Origin of the sequence: Brucella haematophila (genome assembly GCF_005938105.1) — a bacterium.
GTDB classification, from domain to species: Bacteria; Pseudomonadota; Alphaproteobacteria; order Rhizobiales; family Rhizobiaceae; genus Brucella; species Brucella haematophila.
Genome location: NZ_VCPE01000006.1, coordinates 1 through 19,351 on the forward strand (window position 1 = coordinate 1; position 19,351 = coordinate 19,351).

Consider the following 19,351-nt stretch of genomic DNA (forward strand, 5'->3'; position numbering starts at 1 on the left):
CGCTGAAAAACAAACGAGGGAAGGTTCAAACATGGGTCAATTCTAAATGGAAATATCACCCCAAACCGGGTCACTTCTCAGCGGCAATCAACAGACGGCCGTCATCCGCACGCTGCAGGAGTTCCTTGACGAACTGACCGTGGCCGGTGCGATCCTCGGTGGTCGCGCATTCTGGGAGCGGTCGACAAATACGAACGCCAGCTTGCGCGACGGCAAGCTTCGCGTCGAGTTCGACGCCGAGGAAGCCCCACCACTTGAAGACCTGATTTTCGGCTCGCGCCGCAATGAAGCTTATTTCGACAGCCTCGCCGCCGAAATTCAGCGCCAGACCTCGGTCTCTTTCTCCGTCAATATTAGCGACGTGGTCGCGGCCTAACGGGAGCTACCCATGACTTTGCGCATCATCCGGGGCTTTACGCTCTATGTGAACGACAACACCAATCTGGCGCTCGATATCGAGACCATGAAGCTGCCGACGCTGGAAGAAAACACCGAAGAATTCCAGCCAGGCGGCAGCGACATGGCGATCAATATCACCGGCCTCGGCGTCAAGGCATTCACCATGCCCTTCAAGATCAAGAGCCACACGCCGGAAACTATCGCGTTGTTCGGCGGCGCTCCTGGCATCCGTTATCCCTTCACGGGCCGCAAGCTCGTCGTTTCCGAAGAAGACGGAAAGGAGCACGAGCACGCCATCGATGTGCAGGGGCGCTTGAGCAAGGTCGAAGGCGAAGAAATGTCGGGCGGCAAGGCAACCGGCTATGACCACGAGATCAACGGCATCTGGACCTATACCGAGTATTGGGACAACCAGATCATGCATCGTTTCTCATTCAAGAAGGGCGGCTGGGATATCTGGAATTTCCAGCCGTACAACACTGCGCGCCGCCGCGTTCTGTTCGGTTAATGGAGAAACGAGTTGACCAAGACCACGCCAAAACTTGAGGTAAAAATCAAGCTCGACTTCCCGGTGCCCGTGAAGGGTGAGGACGGCAAGGAAGCCTCCCGCGATACCGTCACGATGCGCCGCCCACGTACGATTCACGTCAAGCGGCTCGCCGTCCTACTCGGTGCGGATGTCCTGAAGGGCATTATCGGCGATCAGGAGCCTTCGGCGGTCAAGATCGACAAGGACAACGTGGACGTTGCCAAGCTTGCCGTCGATGTGATCAGCGCCTTGTTCGTCAAGTCAACGCTGGATGAGCTGACCTCCATTATCGCCAGCATGTGCAGCGAAAAACCTGAGTTCATTGACGAGATCGACCCGCTTGACCTCATGAAGTTTGCGGAAGGCTTTCTCGATTTTTTTCCGGCACTCCGCTCTTTCGCGTCTTCGAGTTCGGAGCGGACTGCGCTGCCTGCTTCCGCTGGCGACCAGACGACATAGACCAGCTCTCCTGGGCTGAAATGCTGGCCTATCGGGCGGAAATCCCGCGCCTGACTGGCCGTGGCGCGAAACCGGACGAATGATATGGATGTTTCACTTCTAATCCGGTTGATCGATCAGGTGAGCGGCCCCGCGCAGAAAGTGCGTGGGGCGCTGGACAACATCGGTTCCGGCATCAACCGCTTCAAAAGCGGCGCGTCCGATGCGCTGAAGTCCGGGTTCTCGATCGACAACATCGAGGCCGCGACAAAAAACGCCCAAACCAAGCTGTCCCAGGCGCGTGGCAAGTTGCTCGGCGCATTCGGCCAGGCGCTCGCCATTGGCGCGCCCGTCATCAAAGCGGCACAGTTTGACCAGTCCATGAAGGGGCTGGAAAAAGTCCTCAATGACTTGCCCATCGATCGTGTCCGACAGCTGCGCAAGTTCGCGTTGGACACGAGCGCGCTTATTCCCATCGCCGCGAAAGACCTGCTTGATCTCATGTCGGAAGCCGCCCAGGGCGGTGTACCGAAGGATGAGCTTGAAGCCTTTTCGACCTATGTCGCCAGGGCCTCTGTCGCTTTTGACATGGCCGGAGGGGTAATCGGTGAGCGGTTTGCCAAGCTTCGCAACGTCTACAAACTCAACCAGGAAGGGATTGAGGAACTCGGCGACGCCACCAACCATCTGTCGAACAATATGGCGGCGAAGGCCGAAGAGATTACCAACTTTACCAACCGCGCCGCCGCCGCTGCCGGTATATTAAAGCTGAACGCGGTCGATACCGCCGCGTTCGGTACGGCGATGATTGCCGCAGGCTCTGTTCCAGAAACAGCCGGGCGCGGCCTCAATGCGTTTGCCACGCGTGTTCTTGCCGGTGGGAAACGCATCAATGCCGCCTTTGATGACATAGGCGTTTCTCGCGAGAAGCTGCTCTCCGATATCCAGAAGGATGGCGTTGGCGCGATATTGAAGTTCTTTGAACTGCTCGCGTCCAAGGGCGATGAAGGCAAAGCGGCGCTGAAGGACATCGTTGGCCAGGACTATGTCAAGGACTTCGCCAAGCTGATTGATAACCCGAAGCTTCTGGCGGAGGCGATGCAACTGGTCGCCGACAAGAGCGCCTACGCCGGATCGGCAACCGAGGAAGCCAACAAACAGGCTGAAGGCGCAGTCAAGCAGTGGGATTTGCTGGTTAATAAGCTGAACCGAGGCGCTATCGTCATCGGCGATCAGCTTTTGCCGACCTTGCTTGAACTGGCGACACAAGTCGGTGCGATCGTTGATCGGTTTGCCGAGTGGTCAGCAGCCAATCCCGAACTGACCAAATACATTGTGATGGCAATTGCCGCTATCATGGGCCTTTCGATCGCGGGCAAGGTGCTGGGCGTCGTCTTTGCGGGTATGCGTGCAGGCATTCTTCCACTGCTTGGCTTCTTCCTGAAATTCAACAACGCAGGCCGCAATGTCGCCAAGGGATGGCTTCTGATGCGGTTGGGTGCCGTTGCCGCCCTTCGGACGTTCGGCCTGTTTGCTTCTGCGTCGCGCGTTGTCGCGGCAGGCATGCGCGGGATCGCATCGGGTGCGGCGCAGGCCAGCCGTCAGATTATCGCCACGCAAGGCCGCGCGCGGACCATGGCGACCGGCCTGCGCCGCGTCATGGCTGGTGCATGGATGCTGTCCATGGGTTTTGAAATCCTTGATGACATAGGGCGGACGCCAGAAGAACGCCTCGAACAGCTCCGCAAGAATGCTGAGGGCTGGAACAAGTTCGAACAGGGTGTCGAAAAGAGCTGGTTCGGCCAGATGTGGCAGGGCGTGAAGGATCGCGCCAATGCCATGATGGGACTGGAGCAAGGCGTTGTCCCCGCCGAGGCCCTCTCGGCCTGGGGACAGGCCAAGGCCAAGCAGTTCTACGATGTTGGCGTTAGCTGGATGAATTCGTTGTGGGACGGTTTGAAGTCCCTATGGCAGTCCATCGACGCATGGTTTCAGGAGAAGATCGCTTGGCTTGGCGGATTGTTGAATTTCAATCTGAACATTAACTGGCCGACGCCGCCGGAGTGGCTGACTTACCTTATGGGAATCGCCGGTAAGGGCGTCAATGTGGTCAAGGATGCCGTGAACTCCAGCGCGGGGGCGCTTATGCCTCCCGGAATTGGTAGCGGTGAGACCCCGCTTTCAAGCGTTAGCAATCCGCTCGGTGACGCCAAGGTCGATCAGACGATTACCGTGGTCAACGGACAGACGCCAAATCTGAATGTAGGTCCGATCCACATTACCGGTGTTTCCGACCCACAGGCAGCCGTGAAGGCCGCAGGGGCCGAGTTTGGCCGACGTGGCGCGCAACTGATGAGCGGCAAATCTGGGGCTTTGCACGGAGGAACCGAATAAATGGGCACTCCGTTGCTCGCGCTTGGACCTCATATGTTTGAGATCGCGCCATTGAACTTCCAGCAGATCGAGCGGACTACCGAGGCGCTATGGCCGTCGATAAGCCGCTTTGGCGGGCGTCCCGGTCGCCAATTTACTGGCTATGGCGATGACCGTCTGGCGATCACCGGCCTGCTTTTCCCCGACGAAATGGGAGGTCGAGCCGAATACGAGGCAATCCGCGTCACGCAGGCTGCTGCGCAGCCTGTTCTGATGCTCGGCTGGGCGACCGGTCTTTCCATGGCGGCGACCTTGTTTGGTCGCGTCGTCATTCTCAATGTCCAGGACACGCAATCTCTGATCAACCGGCAGGGCTTCGGTCGAAAGATCGAGTTCTCGATCGAGGTTGCGCCGTTTTCCGGTGACGGCAAACCAGTGGGGCTATTTGGATGACTGTGCGCCTGATCCCTGCCGGAACTGTCACGGTCGATCTGGAAGACGTGACGCTTGATCTTGCCTGCTATGATTATCTTATTCGGTGGACCGGTGACCGCGTCCAGGTCGCCAAGCTCAAGGGATATCTGGAAGCCACCTATGCGGCCAATCCGGGGCTGGCGCGGCTTGGCCTCGTCCTTCCACGCGGCACCGTCATTTCCATGCCGCAAATGACCATTTCCACCGAAATCAAGACTGTGAGGCTTTGGAGCTGATGGAGCGATCGCATCCGTTTATCGAAGTCAGCATCGAGGGCAAGGTTGTTCACGATGCATTTTACCAGCGTCTCGTATCCGCTACCATTCGCGACGAACCGGGACAGAGTGCGGACACCCTGGAGCTGGTTTTTGACGATGTCGGCAATGAAATCGAGATCCCGCAGAAGGGCGCGAAGATTGAAATCCGGTTCGGTTTCAAAGGTGTCGGCACCTGGAAGATGGGCACCTTTGTCTTTGAACGCGCCAGCTATAATTTTGGCAGCGACGGCGAACGCCTGACCTTCTCCTGCAAGTCGGCAGAGTTGCGCGCTGACGTGAAGGAACCGCTCTCGGAACATTTCGACGGCGAGACAGTTGGCGCGATCGTTGAGCAGCTCGCGAAGCGTCACGGCTACAAGGCCAAAGTCAGCCCTGAGATTGCAAACACTAAGCTGGACTATATTGCGCGGACCGGGCAGTCAGCCGCCGATTTCCTGACCCGCCTTGCCGATCGCACCGGCGCGCTCTTTACCATCAAGGACAACACCTTTCTGTTCCTGAAGCGCGGCAGCTTGCCGCCAATCACCATCACGAAGGGCGATTGTTCCGAAGGTGAGTTTTCGGTCGAGCCGCGCCCGAAATACGGCAAGGCGGCTGCGGGCTGGTACGACCGTCGCCGCAACAAGACGATCTATGAGGAGCATACCACCGGCCTGGAGGGACCAACCCGGCGCTTACGTACGGTTTTTGCTTCGCAAGCTGAAGCGAAGAAAGCGGCTGAAGCTGAAGGCGGGCGACTGGCGCGAGCGACCGGCCAAGGTTCACTGACTATGGCTGGGCGACCGGATGTAATGGCAGACGCACCGATTAATGCCGTTGGCTTTCGCAAGGAATTCGATGGCGAGTGGCGCGCCGCCAGCGTCGAACATCGTTTCGATGACACCTACACAACCAGCATCGAGCTTGAAGCGCCTGAAAAGGGGAAAGAGTGATGAGCGACACATTATATATAGGGGCGAAAGAATGAGCGCTGTACTTGCGGTGCACCTGGACGAAGCGCGCGGCCTGCTGTCCGTTGAGCATGATGGCTCAATCACGTGGGACGAACTGCAGGCGCTCAAGAATAAGCATTTTGGGCCAGATGCCGCAGCGATCGAAATGTATCCCCCCGACAGCAATGTCGTGAACAGCCTGCCGATGCGCCACCTTTGGAGGCTGGGTGCTGGTGATTACTGGCCTGATCTGACCGGTATGAAGCCGGTGGGAGATTTGAGCCTGCGGGATCGTGATTTGCTGCTACGCGCAGAGTTAGGACTTATCGGCGGTAAGCCAAAGTAGGGACGGCCACGTCAATTCGTGGCGGCGGGAGCATCCGGTCAAAGATAACCCGCCCGACAGTAGGTTGAGATAACCGCCGCATCCGTGCCCGTTCCGGGCATTTGGCTTGTGGCTGATTCTCGGAAATCCGTATACATGAACTTCCAAGCTAATTTCACCTCTATCGATCCTGTTTCACCGCCAGCAGCCTATATTGGCGGGAAGAAGCAACTCGCTCGACGTATCTGCGAACAGATCAATGCAGTGCCGCACAAACTTTATGCCGAACCGTTTGTCGGTATGGGTGGCGTGTTCTTTCGCCGTGGTTTGGTACCACGAGCCGAGTTCATCAATGATCGATCAGGCGATGTGGCAAACCTGTTTCGTATACTTCAGCGCCATTATCCGCAGTTCATGGACACGTTGCGCTTCCAGATCACGAGCCGCCGCGAGTTCGAAAGGCTGAAGGCAAGCGACCCGACGACGCTTACCGATTTGGAGCGTGCTGCTCGTTTTCTCTATCTCCAACGGCTGACCTTTGGCGGCAAGGTGGCTGGCCGCACTTTTGGTATCGACCGTGAGCGGGGTTCGCGCTTCAACCTCACAACACTGGCTCCACTACTGCAGGACGTTCATGAGCGGTTATCGGGGGTGGTCATCGAGAACCTGGACTGGTTGCCGTTTGTTGACCGATACGACCGGCCTGAGACGCTCTTTTATATAGACCCGCCTTATTGGGGCACAGAGGACTATTACGGCAAGGAACTGTTCAACCGCGATCAGTACGAAATCATGGCCGAACGCTTAGGTCGTCTATCGGGCCGCTTCATTCTATCGATCAATGATGTGCCCGAAATCCGATCGATCTTCCGTTCGTTCCAGATCGACACGGTGTCGCTTAGCTACACGGCTGGCGGTGGGAAGGGAAAGTCAGTCAACGAGGTGATTATTTCGGGTTGAGCGTCTCGCTCGCCCTTGGAATAATAAGAGGGGCTTAAAGGCCCCTCAAACGTTCCCTAAAGACCCGCTTAGAAATTATGATTTTGTCTAAAAACCAGCGTCAAAATGTCAGGAACGAGCGACACGCTACATTGCTTTTAAAGAGAATGGTGGGCCCGGAGGGACTCGAACCCCCAACCAAGCGGTTATGAGCCGCCGGCTCTAACCAATTGAGCTACAGGCCCCACGCAACACTGGACCTACCCTAAAGAAACGGAAGATACAACTGTCAAATCTGCCAGTCGCCCTAATGCGCACATATTCGATTGCGATGCATGGCGTCAGAAGCCACGACAGTCAGGATTCGAAGCTCTCGGTTGCATTAAGCCGGCATTTCTATTCTTATATCATGGCGACGCGCATGAGAGGGAACTTAAGAAACAAAACGATTTCAACGACAAAGCGAACCGGCCAAATCGGAGCGCTCTCAATAAGCTGCCTCAACATTCTCTACAGGAGATTTCATGAAAAACCGCGCTACCACTCTTATTGCAGCCTCTTTTTCGGCAATCATGCTTGCAGGCGCCCTGGCCCTGCCCGCCGCAGCCCAGGAGAACCAGATGTCGAGACAGCCTGCACGCATCGCCGTGACCGGTGAAGGCACCACGACCGCCGCACCCGACATGGCGATTCTCAATCTCACCGTTCTGCGCGAGGCCAAGACCGCACGCGAAGCCATGACCGCCAATAACGAGGCCATGACCAAGGTTCTGGACGCCATGAAAAAGGCGGGCATCGAGGAACGCGATCTCCAGACTGGCGGCATCAATATTCAGCCGCGTTATGTGTATCCCGATGACAAAAACGGCCTCAAGGAGCCGAGCATAACAAGCTATGCGGTTTCCAACAGCCTGACCGTGCGCGTCCGCGATCTTGCCAAGGTCGGTGAAGTGCTCGATCAGTCGATCACGCTTGGCGTCAATCAGGGCGGCGATCTTAACTTCGTCAACGACAACCCGTCCGCGACCATCAATGAAGCCCGCAAGCGCGCTGTGGCCGATGCTGTCGCCAAGGCGAAGACGCTTGCCGATGCCGCTGGCGTCGGTCTTGGGCGCGTCATCGAGATCACCGAACAGGGCCGTCCGCCCATGCCGATGCCAATCGCACGCGGCCAGTTCAAGACGATGGCTGCGGCCGCTCCGGAGGATTCAGTTCCTGTCGCAGCTGGCGAAAACAGCTTCAACGTTTCGGTCAATGTCGTCTTCGAGATCAAGGAATAACGACAATATCGATTCTGCAAAAAAGGGGCGCATTGCGCCCCTTTTTTGTTCGACTGCTTCCGACATGAAAAAGCCGGGCTGAATGAATCAGCCCGGCTTTTGTTCATTGCGTTCGATTAGCGGATGATCGGGCAGCCGCGTGCATTGGCGAATACGACGCCGCTCGGACGGCCATGGCGATAGCCGCGCACCTGAACGGATTTGCCGCGATACACGACACGCGCATTGCGAATGCCCATGCGATTTGCCTTCATCTTGGCAGCTTCAACCGAGCAAGCAGGACCGCGATAGACCGGGCGTCCATGATGCGGGCGACCGCGATAATCGACATTAACAACAGCGCCGTGCGCTGCGGTGCTGACAGCCGGCGCCGTCATCGGAGACGCGGCATTCGCCGATGCGCCGACCGTAAAGACGGCGGCAAGACCGAGTGCAGCGGTAACGGCAAACGACTTGAGCGAAATAGCGGACATGTTGAACCTCTTCCAATTGAGTGTCAGGCCCTCCGCCTGAGACACCCGATCATTAGCCCCCGGAAGATGAACGAAAAAGAAAGCTGCCGTTCATCTGCCATTCAGCAAAGACAACGCGCGCGGAAGGCACTCTAAAAAAGACATGAAATTCAAACAATTAAGAGAAATAGAAAGATATTCTTTCTCTTTGAGCCAAATAATTAAATTTAAGCAATGTTATAAATTAGAGCGCGTCTCGATCAGGCATAACCATGTGATCGAGATAATCTTCTTCGTCTTCCATGTCGTGATCGAAGGCGGTTACCTTGCCGCGCACGGAAATCCCCGCCTCATGCACAGTGTCCCGTGAACCGGAAACCAGCGGATGCCACCAATAAAGGTCGGAGCCTTCGGCGACGAGGCGATAGGCGCAAGTTACCGGCAGCCAGTTCACTTCATCGACGATTTTTGGCGTCAGGAATACACAATCCGGCACGGTGGCTCTACGGTTCGGATAATCACGGCACTGACAGGTTTCAGGGTTGAGCAGCGTGCAGGCCACGCTCGTCCAGTAAATCTCGTCGGTATCATCGTCCAGCAACTTATGCAGACAGCACTGGCCACAACCGTCGCACAGGCTTTCCCACTCGCTGCGGGTCAGCTGATTGAGCTTTTTGGTTTTCCAGAAGGGTTTGTCGGTCATGATTGAGCCTATAACGGAATTATGTCGGGAATGGCGTGGACAAATCGCCGCCCTGACCGCCGCTGATGAGTACTGCTAATTGACTATTGAAAGCCCCGCCTGCGTGGGCTAAGTCACAAGGGTCATCCCAATGATCGTAAGCGTCTAACGTCAGGCAACGCATCAACCGACCGGAAACGGCCGTCGATGCACTGATTGTTGTCTTCCGCTTTCCGCTCTGAATTTCAGGTACTATCATGTCAAATTCTGACACGCCGCGTCGCAGGAAGCTGCCAGCGCGTTACGCTTCTATCGTCATGCCGCTCATTCTTTCGATGCTGATGACGCTCGTGGTCTCCCTCATCGCCACGGCAAAAAGCCTCGGTTTTTCCCATCCCGAACTCGCATCCAACTGGATGAGCTCATGGGTGGTTTCGTGGATCGTGGCTTTCCCGGTTCTGCTGATGCTTTTGCCAATCGTGCGCAGAATGGTTGCCTTTGTGTGCCATCCGCACTGATCCGGTCGGCGGGACAAACCAATAAAAAGCGCCGCGCATGGGTCCATGCGCGGCGCTTTCATTTGAAATGGAGACGATTAGCGGAAGATATGCTCGCCCTGCTCGTCAACGATCTGGCGACCCTTGTTCAGCGCAATGCTGGCGGCATCCTCGATGCCGGGACAACGGTCGGCGCGAACGAAGCGGTATTCCTTCAGCTCACCATTGATCGTCTTGGAGATCACACCGCACACCTGATACTGACCGCCCTCGCTGTAAGGCGTGGCCACGATCAGAAAATCCTTGTGCTCGGTACGACCGGCCTCTTTCGGCTCCGCTGATTTCTCAGCGGCTTCGCCACCGCCGCCAAACAGGCGCTTCAAAAACGACATGGTGCTCCCCTTTTTAAGAATCGAGGAACGAACGCAGCTTGCGCGAACGGCTCGGATGCTTGAGCTTGCGCAGTGCCTTCGCTTCGATCTGACGGATACGTTCGCGGGTAACCGAGAACTGCTGGCCGACTTCTTCGAGCGTGTGGTCGGTGTTCATACCGATACCGAAGCGCATACGCAGAACGCGTTCTTCACGTGGCGTCAGCGAAGCCAGAACACGGGTCGTCGTATCGCGCAAGTTCGCCTGAATGGCGGCGTCGATCGGCAGAAGCGCGTTCTTGTCCTCGATGAAATCGCCCAGATGTGAATCTTCCTCATCGCCAACCGGCGTTTCGAGAGAGATCGGCTCCTTGGCGATCTTCAGCACCTTGCGCACTTTTTCGAGCGGCATGGCAAGCTTTTCCGCCAGTTCTTCCGGCGTTGGCTCGCGACCGATTTCGTGCAGCATCTGGCGCGACGTGCGGACGATCTTGTTGATCGTTTCGATCATGTGCACCGGAATACGGATGGTGCGCGCCTGATCGGCAATCGAACGGGTGATCGCCTGACGAATCCACCAGGTCGCATAGGTCGAGAACTTGTAACCGCGACGGTATTCGAACTTGTCGACCGCCTTCATGAGGCCAATATTGCCTTCCTGAATGAGATCGAGGAACTGAAGACCACGGTTCGTGTACTTCTTGGCGATGGAAATCACGAGACGCAGATTGGCCTCGACCATTTCCTTCTTGGCGATGCTGGCTTCGCGTTCGCCCTTCTGCACCTGATTGACGATGCGACGGAATTCGCCGATCGAAATCGCGGTTTCAGTGGCGAGGTTCTGAATTTCGCTGCGCAGGCGGGCAATCGTGCCCACTTCCTTGGTGGCGAAATCCTTCCAGCCGCGGGCCGACAGCAGACCGACGCGCTCAACCCAGTTCGGATCGAGTTCGTGGCCCTGATATTCCTTGAGGAACTCATCGCGACGCACGCCGAAGGATTCAGCCAGACGCAGAAGCTTGCCTTCGTTCTGAACCAGACGCTTGTTGATATCGTAAAGCTGTTCGACCAGCTGTTCGATACGGTTCTGGTTGAGAGAGAGCGACTTCACGGCAGTGATCAGCTCGTCTTTCAGTTCCTTGTAGCGGCGTTCCTGGCTGGAGGAGAGTTCGCCGGTCGCGGCCAGACGGCCCTCAACCTGCTGATCCTGCAGCTTGCGCAGCTTCTTGTAGGTATCGGCGATGAGGTCGAGCGTTTCCATGACCTGCGGGCGCAGTTCGGCTTCCATAGCCGCCAGCGACAGGTTGGCTTCGTCTTCGTCCTCTTCTTCCTCTTCCACCGGCATGTCGCCGCCGACATTGGTGATGTCGTCGTCGTCACGCGAACGGCGCGCAGGCTTGTCGTCGCGCGGGCGTTCTTCTTCCACACGCTCGATCACCGGGGCCTGCTTGGCTTCCGGACCGGCATAGGTGGTTTCGAGGTCGATGATTTCGCGCAGGAGAATGTTGGATTCATTCAACTGATCGCGCCAGATGATGATGGCCTGGAAGGTCAGCGGGCTTTCGCACAGCCCGGCAATCATCGTTTCGCGACCGGCTTCGATGCGCTTTGCGATGGCGATTTCGCCTTCGCGCGACAGAAGCTCCACCGAACCCATTTCGCGCAGATACATGCGCACAGGATCGTCGGTACGGTCGGTCGGCTCTTTCTTGGTCGTCGTGGTGGCAACGGCAGTGCCGCCAGCCTCGACAAGATCGCCACCTTCTTCCGCGTCGTCGTCGTTGTTGTTTTCTTCGCGATCGTTGTCTTGCTCGTCGTCTTCAACGACGTTGATGCCCATGTCGGAAAGCATGGCCATGGTGTCTTCGATCTGTTCCGACGTCACTTCCTCGGAAGGAAGAACGGCGTTCAGCTCGTCCATGGTCACATAGCCACGCTTCTTCGCGACCTTGATCATCTTCTTGACAGCATCGTCAGAAAGGTCGAGAAGCGGACCGTCGGCAGCACCTTCGCGCTCGACTTCGGCTTCTTCGTTTTCCTTAACCTTCGTTGCCATATGTTCTTCTCCAGGCGACCCCGGTCGCTTTTAAGATATATAGAGTGTCCGAACGGTTTTGCGAGACTGCAAGCCGCCGGTTGATTCTGCGAGTAGCTGATTTGCCGTTAATGGCGGATTAACCCTGCCCTCGGTATCAGGCTCCATCGTGATCGATTTTCTGTGGGCAGATCCGGTGACCTCACGTCATCGCAACGGTTTTTTGCCCTTGTTCCGCATCTCGCTTCACACGGAGCAGAGGTGTCGGAACATCATCGCTATCCGTTCTATCCTTGTTCGAACTGTCGTGATTCCGTCATTTACGCCATACGTCAAGAGCGACTCACCTGATTCGCCCTCAAAAAGCGAATCATTTGTTGTCGCGGCCTATCCGCGGGCTAATTAGAGCGCCATTGGCCGTCTGCAACCCGTATTCCCGGCACTTTTCAATAAAGTGATTCGGCCTGCCGAATCAGAAGCCGCCGGGTGAGCGGCCGGACGACAGACCGAACCCGTCGATCAGGGCTTCAGTCGCATCTGCCTTTAAAATCTGATTTTGTATATCAATGAGGCGCGCATAAAGTTCGCCCGTCTCATCGGTTTCCAGTGCGGCCTCAACGGCTCGCAGTTCCTTATGTAGTGTGCGGGCGCGCTGATGCAAGTGAAGCGCCTGACGCAATGCTTCGCGTGCGTCATCTTCCGCCGCCAGTGCGGTTGCAGTCCAGAGCCTTGCGCCCTTTACTGCCTGTTCCAGTGTTTCGATCAGCTCGCGATGCCCCGCATTGGCCAGCGCATGGCGCATGGCGTCGCCATTATCCACATGGTCGGAGGCCAGAACGTCCAGCATGGCGAGATGCAGCGTCTTCAACGCATCATGCGCCAGATCAAGCCCGGCAATCTTCTCAAAATCTTCCTCGATCAGACGCGGATGATTGAGCAGTGTCAGCACAATTGCCGTTTCCCGCAAGGGCGCGTGGGTGCCTGCACCCGGACGCCCGCCTTTCACCAGTGTGGAACGAACAAGACTGTCGGAGATTGCAAGACGTCCACCGCCGCCCATGCCGGGGCCACCGCGTCCGCGCCCGTTATCGTTACGCCGGTTGAACGACCCATTGCGCTGGCCGCCCTGCTGCCGCCCCTGCCCGAAAAATGCCTGGGCGCGCTCACGCATATCCTGACCGTAATGGCGGCGAATATCCTCATTGGCGATGCGGCTGGTGATTTCCCGCAGACGCGCTTCCAGTTCGGCACGCCGTTCCGGTGTATCGAACACACCGCCAATGGTTTCGCGCGTCCAGATCATGTCGACAAGCGGTCTGGCGTCACGCAGAACGCCATGAAACGCCGCCGGACCTTCCGCCTTGACCAGATCGTCCGGGTCCTGCCCTTCCGGCAGAAGCGCAAAGCGCAGCGACTTACCCGGCTGCAAGGTCGGCAGACCAAGATCGGCAGCACGATAGGCGGCGCGAAGTCCCGCGCCGTCACCATCGAAGCACAGGACGGGTTCCGGGCTGATGCGCCAGAGAAGTTCGAGCTGCTCTTCGGTCAGCGCCGTACCGAGCGGCGCCACAACATGATGAATACCTGCCTGCGCCAGCGCGATCACATCCATATAGCCTTCGACGGCGATGATCGGCTTGGCCGGCTCGCCATTTTGCGGCTGACAGGCCTTGCGAGCGCGCAGGCCATTATAAAGCACCCGCCCCTTGTGGAAGAGCTCGGTTTCCGGCGAGTTCAGATATTTGGCAGGTGCATCCGCAGAAAGCGCACGACCGCCGAAGGCGATGATGCGCCCGCGCAGATCCTCGATCGGAAACATCACGCGATCACGGAAGCGGTCATAGGAAACGGCAACGCCCTCGCCATGCACCACGAGACCGCAAGCCTCGATCTGCTCGCGCGATACGCCCTTGCCTGCCAGAAACTCTTTCAGGGCATTGCGCGATTCCGGTGCATAGCCCATGCGGAATGCCTGCTGCGTTGCGCTGGAAAGCCCACGGTCGCGCAGATAGGCGCGCGCCTTGGCGCCAGCTGCACTCTGCAACTGCGCCTCAAAGAACTGCGTCGCCAGTTCCATGACATCATAAAGCGTTGCGCGCTGCGCCTCGCGCTTTTCCATTTCAGGATCGCGCGCTGGCATCGGCACGCCCGCCATATCGGCCACGCGCTCCACGGCTTCGGGAAAGCTCAGACCTTCCAGCTCAGTCAGAAACTTGAAGTGATCGCCAGTCACGCCGCAGCCGAAACAGTGATAACGTCCCTTGCGGTCTTCGCAGTGGAAGCTCGGCGTGTTTTCGCCGTGGAAGGGACAACAGGCCCAGAAATCACCCTTCGGCGGATTGCTCTTTTTCCGGTCGAACGAAACCCGCGCTCCGATCAGCGTCGAGATCGGCACGCGATCTCTGATCTCATCAAGAAAGGAGGGTGGGAAACGCATTGCGGGTGTCACTTCCAGATCGATCCTGAACATCAATATGCCCGTGAACCAGAAGGTTCCAGGCACGGCGATGTCTTCGGTGTTTGCAAACAGGTTCGATATATAAGCACCACCGACCCCGGCGTCCATCGCACTTGCTTCACCCTCCCCGCTAATCACAGTCTTCTGCCCGGACTCTTTGACGGGCGTTTCACAACCATGTCTCTGTCACAAAACTGTCATATAACTTTCACATTCGATTAAGAGATGTTGATTTTAGGCGCGAATAAGCCCATATCTCTTGGATATTTAATTAGCCGGAACATATTTTCTTCGCTTTATGGAGATAATTCTAGCTTCCAATCTTGAACACCAACCCGAAGGGATTTCACCGTGAATGGTTCATTGGTCCTTTTGCACCTTGCTGGCGCTGTCGCTCTCCTTCTATGGGCAACCCGCATGGTGCGAACCGGGGTAGAGCGCGCCTATGGCGACCGCCTGCGCAGACGCTTGCGCAACCAGATGCAGAACCCGCTTTTATCGGTCGCCTTCGGTCTGGTGCTTGCCGTCGCCCTGCAAAGCTCAACCGCTGTGACGCTTCTGGTCGGCTCCTTCGTGGGATCGGGCTTCGTCAGCGGTGTCGCAGGCCTGATGGCCGTGCGCGGCGGCGAACTCGGCTCGGCTCTGGTCGTCAAAATCCTGAGCTATGACCTGACCATTCTCGTTCCGCTCTGCCTTGTGATCGGCACCGGCATTTTCATGACCACCGAGCGCCGCGACTGGCGGCAGATCGGGCGCATTCTCGTCGGCATCGGCCTCCTGATCATGTCGCTGGAAATGACCGGACAGGCCACCGAACCGTTACGCCAGAGCGAACTTCTGCCGGTGATCGTCGACTATCTGTCGAGCGATCCGATCACCACCTATCTGCTGGCCGCACTGATGACATGGCTGTTCCATTCCAGCGTTGCAGCCGTCATTTTGCTGACCACGTTCGCATCGCGCGGCCTCATCCATCCGGAACTGGCCGTGGTCATGGTGCTCGGCGTCAATCTCGGCTCCTCGATCATCGCGCCGATCCTCACCCGCAATGCCCCGCCTGAAACCCGCGTTGTGCCGCTCGGCAATCTCCTGATGCGCGGCGCAGGCTCGCTGGTCATGCTGGTGCTCTATGAAACCTTCAAGCCGTCGATTGCGTTCCTTGGCGCCGATCCCGTATCGCAGGTGGTCAATGCGCATATTCTGTTCAACGTGATCGTCATGCTGGCGGGCATCCCGCTTTCCGGGCTGGTGCTGCGCACCACCGAAGCACTCGTCAAGATCAATGCCGACAAGACCCCGGCACCGGCACAGCCGCTGGAAATGGAAGAATATAGCGCCCTTGATACGGGCGTGCTTAACCGCCCATCGCAGGCGCTGGCCAATGCCACCCGCGAAGTGGTGGGCGTCTGCGATACGGTCGAGGTCATGCTACGCCGCATCATCGATCTCTATGAAAAGCCGGATCAGGCCCGCATCAACGAACTGGCCGCTCTCGATGACCGCGTGGACAAGAAACATGCGGCGATCAAGCTTTATCTCACCCGGCTTGCCTCACAGGATCTGAGCGAATTCGAAGCGTTGCGGATGCAGGAACTGCTCGGCGCTTGCGTGAAGCTCGAACAGGTGGGCGACATCATCGTGCGCAACATGCTGGCGCATGTGCAGAAGAAGATGGATCACAAGCTGGAATTTACCGAGGAAGGCTGGGAAGAACTCAGCCACTTCCACGCGATGGTTCTGGCCAATGCGCATCTGGCGTTCAACGTGGTTGTCTCGCGTGATGGACGCACGGCACGCCAGCTCGTTCAGGAAAAGGATCGCCTGCGCGAACTTGAAAAGCAGACAAGTCTGCGCCACTTCTCGCGTCTGCGCGAAGGATCAACCCGCAGTATCGAGACCAGCACCATCCATCTCGATACGATCCGCGATCTGAAGCAGATCAATTCGCTTCTGGCTTCCATGGCCTATCCGGTTTTGGAAGAACAGGGCCTCCTGAGCGAAACGCGCCTCAAGACCGTCAAGCAGAACTAACGTGGTTAAAACACAATATCGGCAGCGTTGGCGGTTCGGCCACGAGTGCTTCCTGCCCGGAACCCGTTGAGCGTTTCATTGTGATGGGCAACGATATCGGCGAACTGCAAGCTCGCCGTATCGCCTGTCGTGTGCCCGTCTGCAATCAATGTCACATCATAGCCGAGCGATATCGCACGGCGAACTGTGGTATCGATACAATATTCCGTCTGGCAACCGCCAATAACCAGATGCGTTATCGCCAGCTCATGCAGCCGGTCCTGAAGCTCCGTTTCATGGAATGAATCGCAACTGGTCTTTTCAACCACGATGTCGTTTGCCAGAGGGGAAAGCTCGTCCCGAATCGCCCAACCCCGCGTGCCCTTTTCGAGCACATCGCCCGGTCCGCCGTCGTGCTGCACGAGGATAACCGGAATCCCGGCAGCATGTGCCCTTGCCTTCACGGCGCTCAATCGGACAACAACATCATCCAGAGCGCGGTCAATCACAGGCTGACGCTCAGGCGTGCCCATCCCGGCCACAATATCGTTTTGAACATCAATAATGAGCAGAGCAGTAGCCATGACAATCGATCTCGCTGACTGATTTTGATTGCCCGGCATAACATCTGCATGGCTGACGAAACAAGAAGGCCCCGCTCTTGGCGGGGCCTTCTTCATTTTGTGTCAGAACAGGGTTTTACTGCAGAAGCGATTTCACCAGCGCGCTTGCCTTGGTGAAATCCATCTTGCCTGCATAGCGCTCCTTCAGGATGGCCATGCACTTGCCCATATCGCGCAGACCTTGCGCGCCGATTTCAGCAATAACGTCCTCGCAAGCCTTCTTCACTTCTTCATCAGTCATCTGCTGCGGCAGAAACTCGGAGATAATGACAATTTCCTCGCGCTCGGCGTCGGCCAACTCGATGCGGCTGCCTTCTTCGTAGATGCGCGCTGATTCTTCGCGCTGCTTGACCATCTTGCCGAGAATACCCAGCAATTCCTCGTCTCCGACCGGGTCCTTGCCAGCGGTGCGGTTGGCGATATCGCGGTCCTTCACGGCAGCCAGAATAAGGCGCAGCGTCGACGTGCGGCGCTTTTCCTGCGCCTTGAGCGCGGTTGTGAGGGCCTGGGAAATCTCCTGGCGAAGCATCGAATGTCTCCTGACGGTGTTTGTTTCTTCTTACTCGCAACGTGACCCATAAAGCAATCGCGCGCAGTCACGAGCTGTCCGAACTACCCGCCCGGAGAACAATAATGCGATAATTATCGCGATTATTTCCCGAATGAGCACGCTCGGACGATTGACCCAGCGATCAAGTTTCTCTATTGATCAAGGCTTAGCAGGACATCGGTACATGCTCGCAGTGGGAGATTTGAAATCCCCGCTGCCTTTTGGCGCATATATGACCCCGTCGCCTGTTGGCGCGTATATGACCATTGACGCTCCGTCTTTCAAGCCATTCACCCGGTTACAGGGGTGAAGCTGGAGGGATGGAACATGAGCCTGTACGGAAAAGCTAAAACATTAAACGTGGCACGGATTTAAGTGCTGCAAGTTAAACAGGAGTGCACATATGACCGAAACGACCCCGAAAACCGCACCCTGGACAACCGAAAAGCGAACCGCCGTTCTGGTTCTTGCTGACGGCACCGTGATCGAAGGCAAGGGCCTCGGCGCGACCGGCGCAATCGAAGCGGAAGTTGTCTTCAACACGGCGCTCACCGGTTACGAAGAAATCCTGACCGATCCGTCCTATGCCGGACAGATCGTCACCTTCACCTTCCCGCATATCGGCAATGTCGGCACCAATGTCGAAGATATCGAAGACCTGACACCAGCCAACCGCCACGGCGCAGTCGGCGCGATCTTCAAGGCCGATATCACCGCACCGTCGAATTATCGCTCCAGCGAAGACCTCGACGCATGGCTGAAGGCACGCGGCGTCATCGCGCTTGCAGGCATCGACACCCGCGCCCTCACCGCACTGATCCGCGAACGCGGCGCGCAGAATGCTGTCATCGCGCATGACCCGAACGGCAAGTTCGACATCGACGCCTTGAAGGCTCGCGCTGCCGGTTGGAGCGGTCTGGAAAATCTCGATCTCGCCAAGGATGTTACCATCGGCCAGAGCCAGGTCTGGAACGAGACGCCCTGGATCAAGGGCGAAAGCTTCGGCGAACTCGACAACCCACAATATCACGTGGTCGCGCTCGATTTCGGCGTGAAGCGCAACATTCTGCGTCTGCTTGCAGGCCTTGGCGCAAAGGTTACGGTCCTGCCCGCAACGGCGACCGCCGACGACGTGCTGGCCTACAACCCTGACGGCGTATTCCTGTCGAACGGCCCCGGCGATCCGGCAGCCACCGGCGCATATGCCGTACCGACCATTGCCAAGCTGGTTGACAGCGGCCTGCCGGTTTTCGGCATCTGCCTTGGACACCAGATGCTGGCGCTGGCACTCGGTGGCCGCACCGAGAAGATGCATCAGGGCCATCATGGCGCAAACCATCCGGTCAAGGATTACACGACCGGCAAGGTGGAAATCGTTTCCATGAACCACGGCTTTGCGGTCGATTCTGAATCGCTGCCGGACAATGTTGAAGAAACCCACGTCTCGCTTTTCGACGGCACCAATTGCGGTTTGCGCGTCATCGGCAAGCCGGTCTTCTCGGTCCAGCACCATCCGGAAGCTTCGCCCGGCCCACAGGATTCGCACTATCTCTTCCGCCGGTTCATCAACCTCATCCGCGAGAAGAAGGGCGAAGCCCTTTTGCCGGAACGCGAACAGGCTGCGTGAATCTAAATCTGAGATTTTGCGGTTAGAGCATTTCCAGCAAAAGTGCGAAGCGGTTTTGCGTAGGATAATGCGTAAGAAC

General features: G+C 57.2%; 20 protein-coding genes and 1 tRNA gene. 13 read left to right on the forward strand and 8 right to left on the reverse strand.

The features are described 5' to 3' along the window. The first annotated feature begins 46 nt into the window (after window positions 1–46). From FGI60_RS10895 to FGI60_RS10935, 9 genes are all read left to right on the forward strand, one after another. Window positions 47–376, forward strand: coding sequence for a hypothetical protein (locus FGI60_RS10895; RefSeq protein WP_235889790.1), 330 nt, complete (start codon window positions 47–49; stop codon window positions 374–376). 12 nt (window positions 377–388) lie between these two features. Beyond that, window positions 389–907 (forward strand): phage major tail tube protein, encoded by a 519-nt coding sequence (locus FGI60_RS10900; RefSeq protein ID WP_138785203.1) that lies wholly within the window; start codon window positions 389–391, stop codon window positions 905–907. 12 nt (window positions 908–919) lie between these two features. Continuing rightward, window positions 920–1,387 carry a hypothetical protein gene (locus FGI60_RS10905; protein ID WP_138785204.1) on the forward strand — a complete coding sequence of 156 codons (468 nt, stop codon included), beginning with the start codon at window positions 920–922 and terminating at the stop codon, window positions 1,385–1,387. 84 nt (window positions 1,388–1,471) lie between these two features. Further along, complete coding sequence (locus FGI60_RS10910) at window positions 1,472–3,760, forward strand: phage tail tape measure protein (RefSeq protein WP_138785205.1); 2,289 nt, start codon at window positions 1,472–1,474, stop codon at window positions 3,758–3,760. Further along, window positions 3,761–4,192, forward strand: coding sequence for a phage tail protein (locus FGI60_RS10915; protein WP_138785206.1), 432 nt, complete (start codon window positions 3,761–3,763; stop codon window positions 4,190–4,192). Continuing rightward, window positions 4,189–4,449 carry a tail protein X gene (locus FGI60_RS10920; RefSeq protein ID WP_138785207.1) on the forward strand — a complete coding sequence of 87 codons (261 nt, stop codon included), beginning with the start codon at window positions 4,189–4,191 and terminating at the stop codon, window positions 4,447–4,449. Before FGI60_RS10915 ends, FGI60_RS10920 begins: the two co-directional genes overlap by 4 nt. Beyond that, entirely contained in the window at window positions 4,449–5,423 is a 975-nt protein-coding gene (locus FGI60_RS10925; RefSeq protein WP_138785208.1) for a phage late control D family protein, read from the forward strand. The genes FGI60_RS10920 and FGI60_RS10925 overlap by 1 nt, the downstream gene beginning before the upstream one ends. A 31-nt stretch (window positions 5,424–5,454) precedes the next feature. Continuing rightward, window positions 5,455–5,769, forward strand: coding sequence for a DUF7694 domain-containing protein (locus tag FGI60_RS10930; protein ID WP_138785209.1), 315 nt, complete (start codon window positions 5,455–5,457; stop codon window positions 5,767–5,769). Window positions 5,770–5,904: 135 nt separating this feature from the next. Beyond that, the gene (locus tag FGI60_RS10935) at window positions 5,905–6,708 is read left to right on the forward strand and encodes a DNA adenine methylase (RefSeq protein WP_138785210.1); all 804 of its coding nucleotides are present in this window, start codon (window positions 5,905–5,907) and stop codon (window positions 6,706–6,708) included. A gap of 147 nt (window positions 6,709–6,855) precedes the next feature. Here the strand turns inward: FGI60_RS10935 and FGI60_RS10940 are convergent. Continuing rightward, a tRNA-Ile gene (locus FGI60_RS10940) sits at window positions 6,856–6,932 on the reverse strand. A 279-nt stretch (window positions 6,933–7,211) separates the two neighbouring features. Here FGI60_RS10940 and FGI60_RS10945 point away from each other — a divergent pair. Further along, on the forward strand, window positions 7,212–7,967 hold the full coding sequence (locus FGI60_RS10945; protein ID WP_138785211.1) for an SIMPL domain-containing protein: 756 nt from the start codon (window positions 7,212–7,214) through the stop codon (window positions 7,965–7,967). A gap of 116 nt (window positions 7,968–8,083) precedes the next feature. Here FGI60_RS10945 and FGI60_RS10950 read toward each other — a convergent pair whose 3' ends face one another. Both FGI60_RS10950 and FGI60_RS10955 read right to left on the reverse strand, forming a co-directional pair. Further along, window positions 8,084–8,440: an antifreeze protein gene (locus FGI60_RS10950; RefSeq protein WP_078338693.1), complete on the reverse strand. Its 357-nt coding sequence runs from the start codon at window positions 8,438–8,440 to the stop codon at window positions 8,084–8,086. Between the two features lie 223 nt (window positions 8,441–8,663). Continuing rightward, window positions 8,664–9,122 carry a YcgN family cysteine cluster protein gene (locus FGI60_RS10955; protein ID WP_138785212.1) on the reverse strand — a complete coding sequence of 153 codons (459 nt, stop codon included), beginning with the start codon at window positions 9,120–9,122 and terminating at the stop codon, window positions 8,664–8,666. A gap of 236 nt (window positions 9,123–9,358) precedes the next feature. On the opposite strand from FGI60_RS10955, the gene FGI60_RS10960 reads away from it, so the two are divergent. Continuing rightward, window positions 9,359–9,619: a DUF2798 domain-containing protein gene (locus FGI60_RS10960; RefSeq protein ID WP_138785213.1), complete on the forward strand. Its 261-nt coding sequence runs from the start codon at window positions 9,359–9,361 to the stop codon at window positions 9,617–9,619. A gap of 77 nt (window positions 9,620–9,696) precedes the next feature. Here FGI60_RS10960 and FGI60_RS10965 read toward each other — a convergent pair whose 3' ends face one another. The 3 genes from FGI60_RS10965 to dnaG form a co-directional block, all read right to left on the reverse strand. After that, the gene (locus FGI60_RS10965) at window positions 9,697–9,990 is read right to left on the reverse strand and encodes an HlyU family transcriptional regulator (protein ID WP_078338696.1); all 294 of its coding nucleotides are present in this window, start codon (window positions 9,988–9,990) and stop codon (window positions 9,697–9,699) included. Window positions 9,991–10,003: 13 nt separating this feature from the next. Continuing rightward, a complete protein-coding gene (gene rpoD / locus FGI60_RS10970) occupies window positions 10,004–12,025 on the reverse strand; it encodes an RNA polymerase sigma factor RpoD (protein WP_138785214.1) in 2,022 nt (673 codons plus the stop codon). A gap of 451 nt (window positions 12,026–12,476) precedes the next feature. Continuing rightward, window positions 12,477–14,441, reverse strand: coding sequence for a DNA primase (gene dnaG, locus FGI60_RS10975; RefSeq protein ID WP_138785447.1), 1,965 nt, complete (start codon window positions 14,439–14,441; stop codon window positions 12,477–12,479). Window positions 14,442–14,813: 372 nt separating this feature from the next. On the opposite strand from dnaG, the gene FGI60_RS10980 reads away from it, so the two are divergent. After that, window positions 14,814–16,493 carry a Na/Pi cotransporter family protein gene (locus FGI60_RS10980; protein WP_138785215.1) on the forward strand — a complete coding sequence of 560 codons (1,680 nt, stop codon included), beginning with the start codon at window positions 14,814–14,816 and terminating at the stop codon, window positions 16,491–16,493. Between the two features lie 5 nt (window positions 16,494–16,498). Here FGI60_RS10980 and FGI60_RS10985 read toward each other — a convergent pair whose 3' ends face one another. Further along, on the reverse strand, window positions 16,499–17,056 hold the full coding sequence (locus tag FGI60_RS10985) for a cysteine hydrolase family protein (protein WP_138785216.1): 558 nt from the start codon (window positions 17,054–17,056) through the stop codon (window positions 16,499–16,501). A 115-nt stretch (window positions 17,057–17,171) separates the two neighbouring features. Next, window positions 17,172–17,624 carry a GatB/YqeY domain-containing protein gene (locus tag FGI60_RS10990; protein ID WP_138785217.1) on the reverse strand — a complete coding sequence of 151 codons (453 nt, stop codon included), beginning with the start codon at window positions 17,622–17,624 and terminating at the stop codon, window positions 17,172–17,174. 424 nt (window positions 17,625–18,048) lie between these two features. Here FGI60_RS10990 and carA point away from each other — a divergent pair, with 424 nt between their 5' ends. Beyond that, window positions 18,049–19,272 carry a glutamine-hydrolyzing carbamoyl-phosphate synthase small subunit gene (gene carA / locus FGI60_RS10995; RefSeq protein ID WP_138785218.1) on the forward strand — a complete coding sequence of 408 codons (1,224 nt, stop codon included), beginning with the start codon at window positions 18,049–18,051 and terminating at the stop codon, window positions 19,270–19,272. Window positions 19,273–19,351 lie beyond the last annotated feature (79 nt).

What these genes read in the sequence shown, in the direction of transcription:
- FGI60_RS10950 (WP_078338693.1), bottom strand. Translation starts at nt 8,440, where the DNA reads ATGTCCGCTATTTCGCTCAAGTCGTTTGCCGTTACCGCTGCACTCGGT.
- FGI60_RS10925 (WP_138785208.1), top strand. Translation starts at nt 4,449, where the DNA reads ATGGAGCGATCGCATCCGTTTATCGAAGTCAGCATCGAGGGCAAGGTT.
- dnaG (WP_138785447.1), bottom strand. Translation starts at nt 14,441, where the DNA reads ATGCGTTTCCCACCCTCCTTTCTTGATGAGATCAGAGATCGCGTGCCG.
- FGI60_RS10985 (WP_138785216.1), bottom strand. Translation starts at nt 17,056, where the DNA reads ATGGCTACTGCTCTGCTCATTATTGATGTTCAAAACGATATTGTGGCC.
- FGI60_RS10965 (WP_078338696.1), bottom strand. Translation starts at nt 9,990, where the DNA reads ATGTCGTTTTTGAAGCGCCTGTTTGGCGGCGGTGGCGAAGCCGCTGAG.
- FGI60_RS10915 (WP_138785206.1), top strand. Translation starts at nt 3,761, where the DNA reads ATGGGCACTCCGTTGCTCGCGCTTGGACCTCATATGTTTGAGATCGCG.
- FGI60_RS10930 (WP_138785209.1), top strand. Translation starts at nt 5,455, where the DNA reads ATGAGCGCTGTACTTGCGGTGCACCTGGACGAAGCGCGCGGCCTGCTG.
- FGI60_RS10920 (WP_138785207.1), top strand. Translation starts at nt 4,189, where the DNA reads ATGACTGTGCGCCTGATCCCTGCCGGAACTGTCACGGTCGATCTGGAA.
- carA (WP_138785218.1), top strand. Translation starts at nt 18,049, where the DNA reads ATGACCGAAACGACCCCGAAAACCGCACCCTGGACAACCGAAAAGCGA.
- FGI60_RS10900 (WP_138785203.1), top strand. Translation starts at nt 389, where the DNA reads ATGACTTTGCGCATCATCCGGGGCTTTACGCTCTATGTGAACGACAAC.
- rpoD (WP_138785214.1), bottom strand. Translation starts at nt 12,025, where the DNA reads ATGGCAACGAAGGTTAAGGAAAACGAAGAAGCCGAAGTCGAGCGCGAA.
- FGI60_RS10955 (WP_138785212.1), bottom strand. Translation starts at nt 9,122, where the DNA reads ATGACCGACAAACCCTTCTGGAAAACCAAAAAGCTCAATCAGCTGACC.
- FGI60_RS10945 (WP_138785211.1), top strand. Translation starts at nt 7,212, where the DNA reads ATGAAAAACCGCGCTACCACTCTTATTGCAGCCTCTTTTTCGGCAATC.
- FGI60_RS10990 (WP_138785217.1), bottom strand. Translation starts at nt 17,624, where the DNA reads ATGCTTCGCCAGGAGATTTCCCAGGCCCTCACAACCGCGCTCAAGGCG.
- FGI60_RS10910 (WP_138785205.1), top strand. Translation starts at nt 1,472, where the DNA reads ATGGATGTTTCACTTCTAATCCGGTTGATCGATCAGGTGAGCGGCCCC.
- FGI60_RS10895 (WP_235889790.1), top strand. Translation starts at nt 47, where the DNA reads ATGGAAATATCACCCCAAACCGGGTCACTTCTCAGCGGCAATCAACAG.
- FGI60_RS10960 (WP_138785213.1), top strand. Translation starts at nt 9,359, where the DNA reads ATGTCAAATTCTGACACGCCGCGTCGCAGGAAGCTGCCAGCGCGTTAC.
- FGI60_RS10935 (WP_138785210.1), top strand. Translation starts at nt 5,905, where the DNA reads ATGAACTTCCAAGCTAATTTCACCTCTATCGATCCTGTTTCACCGCCA.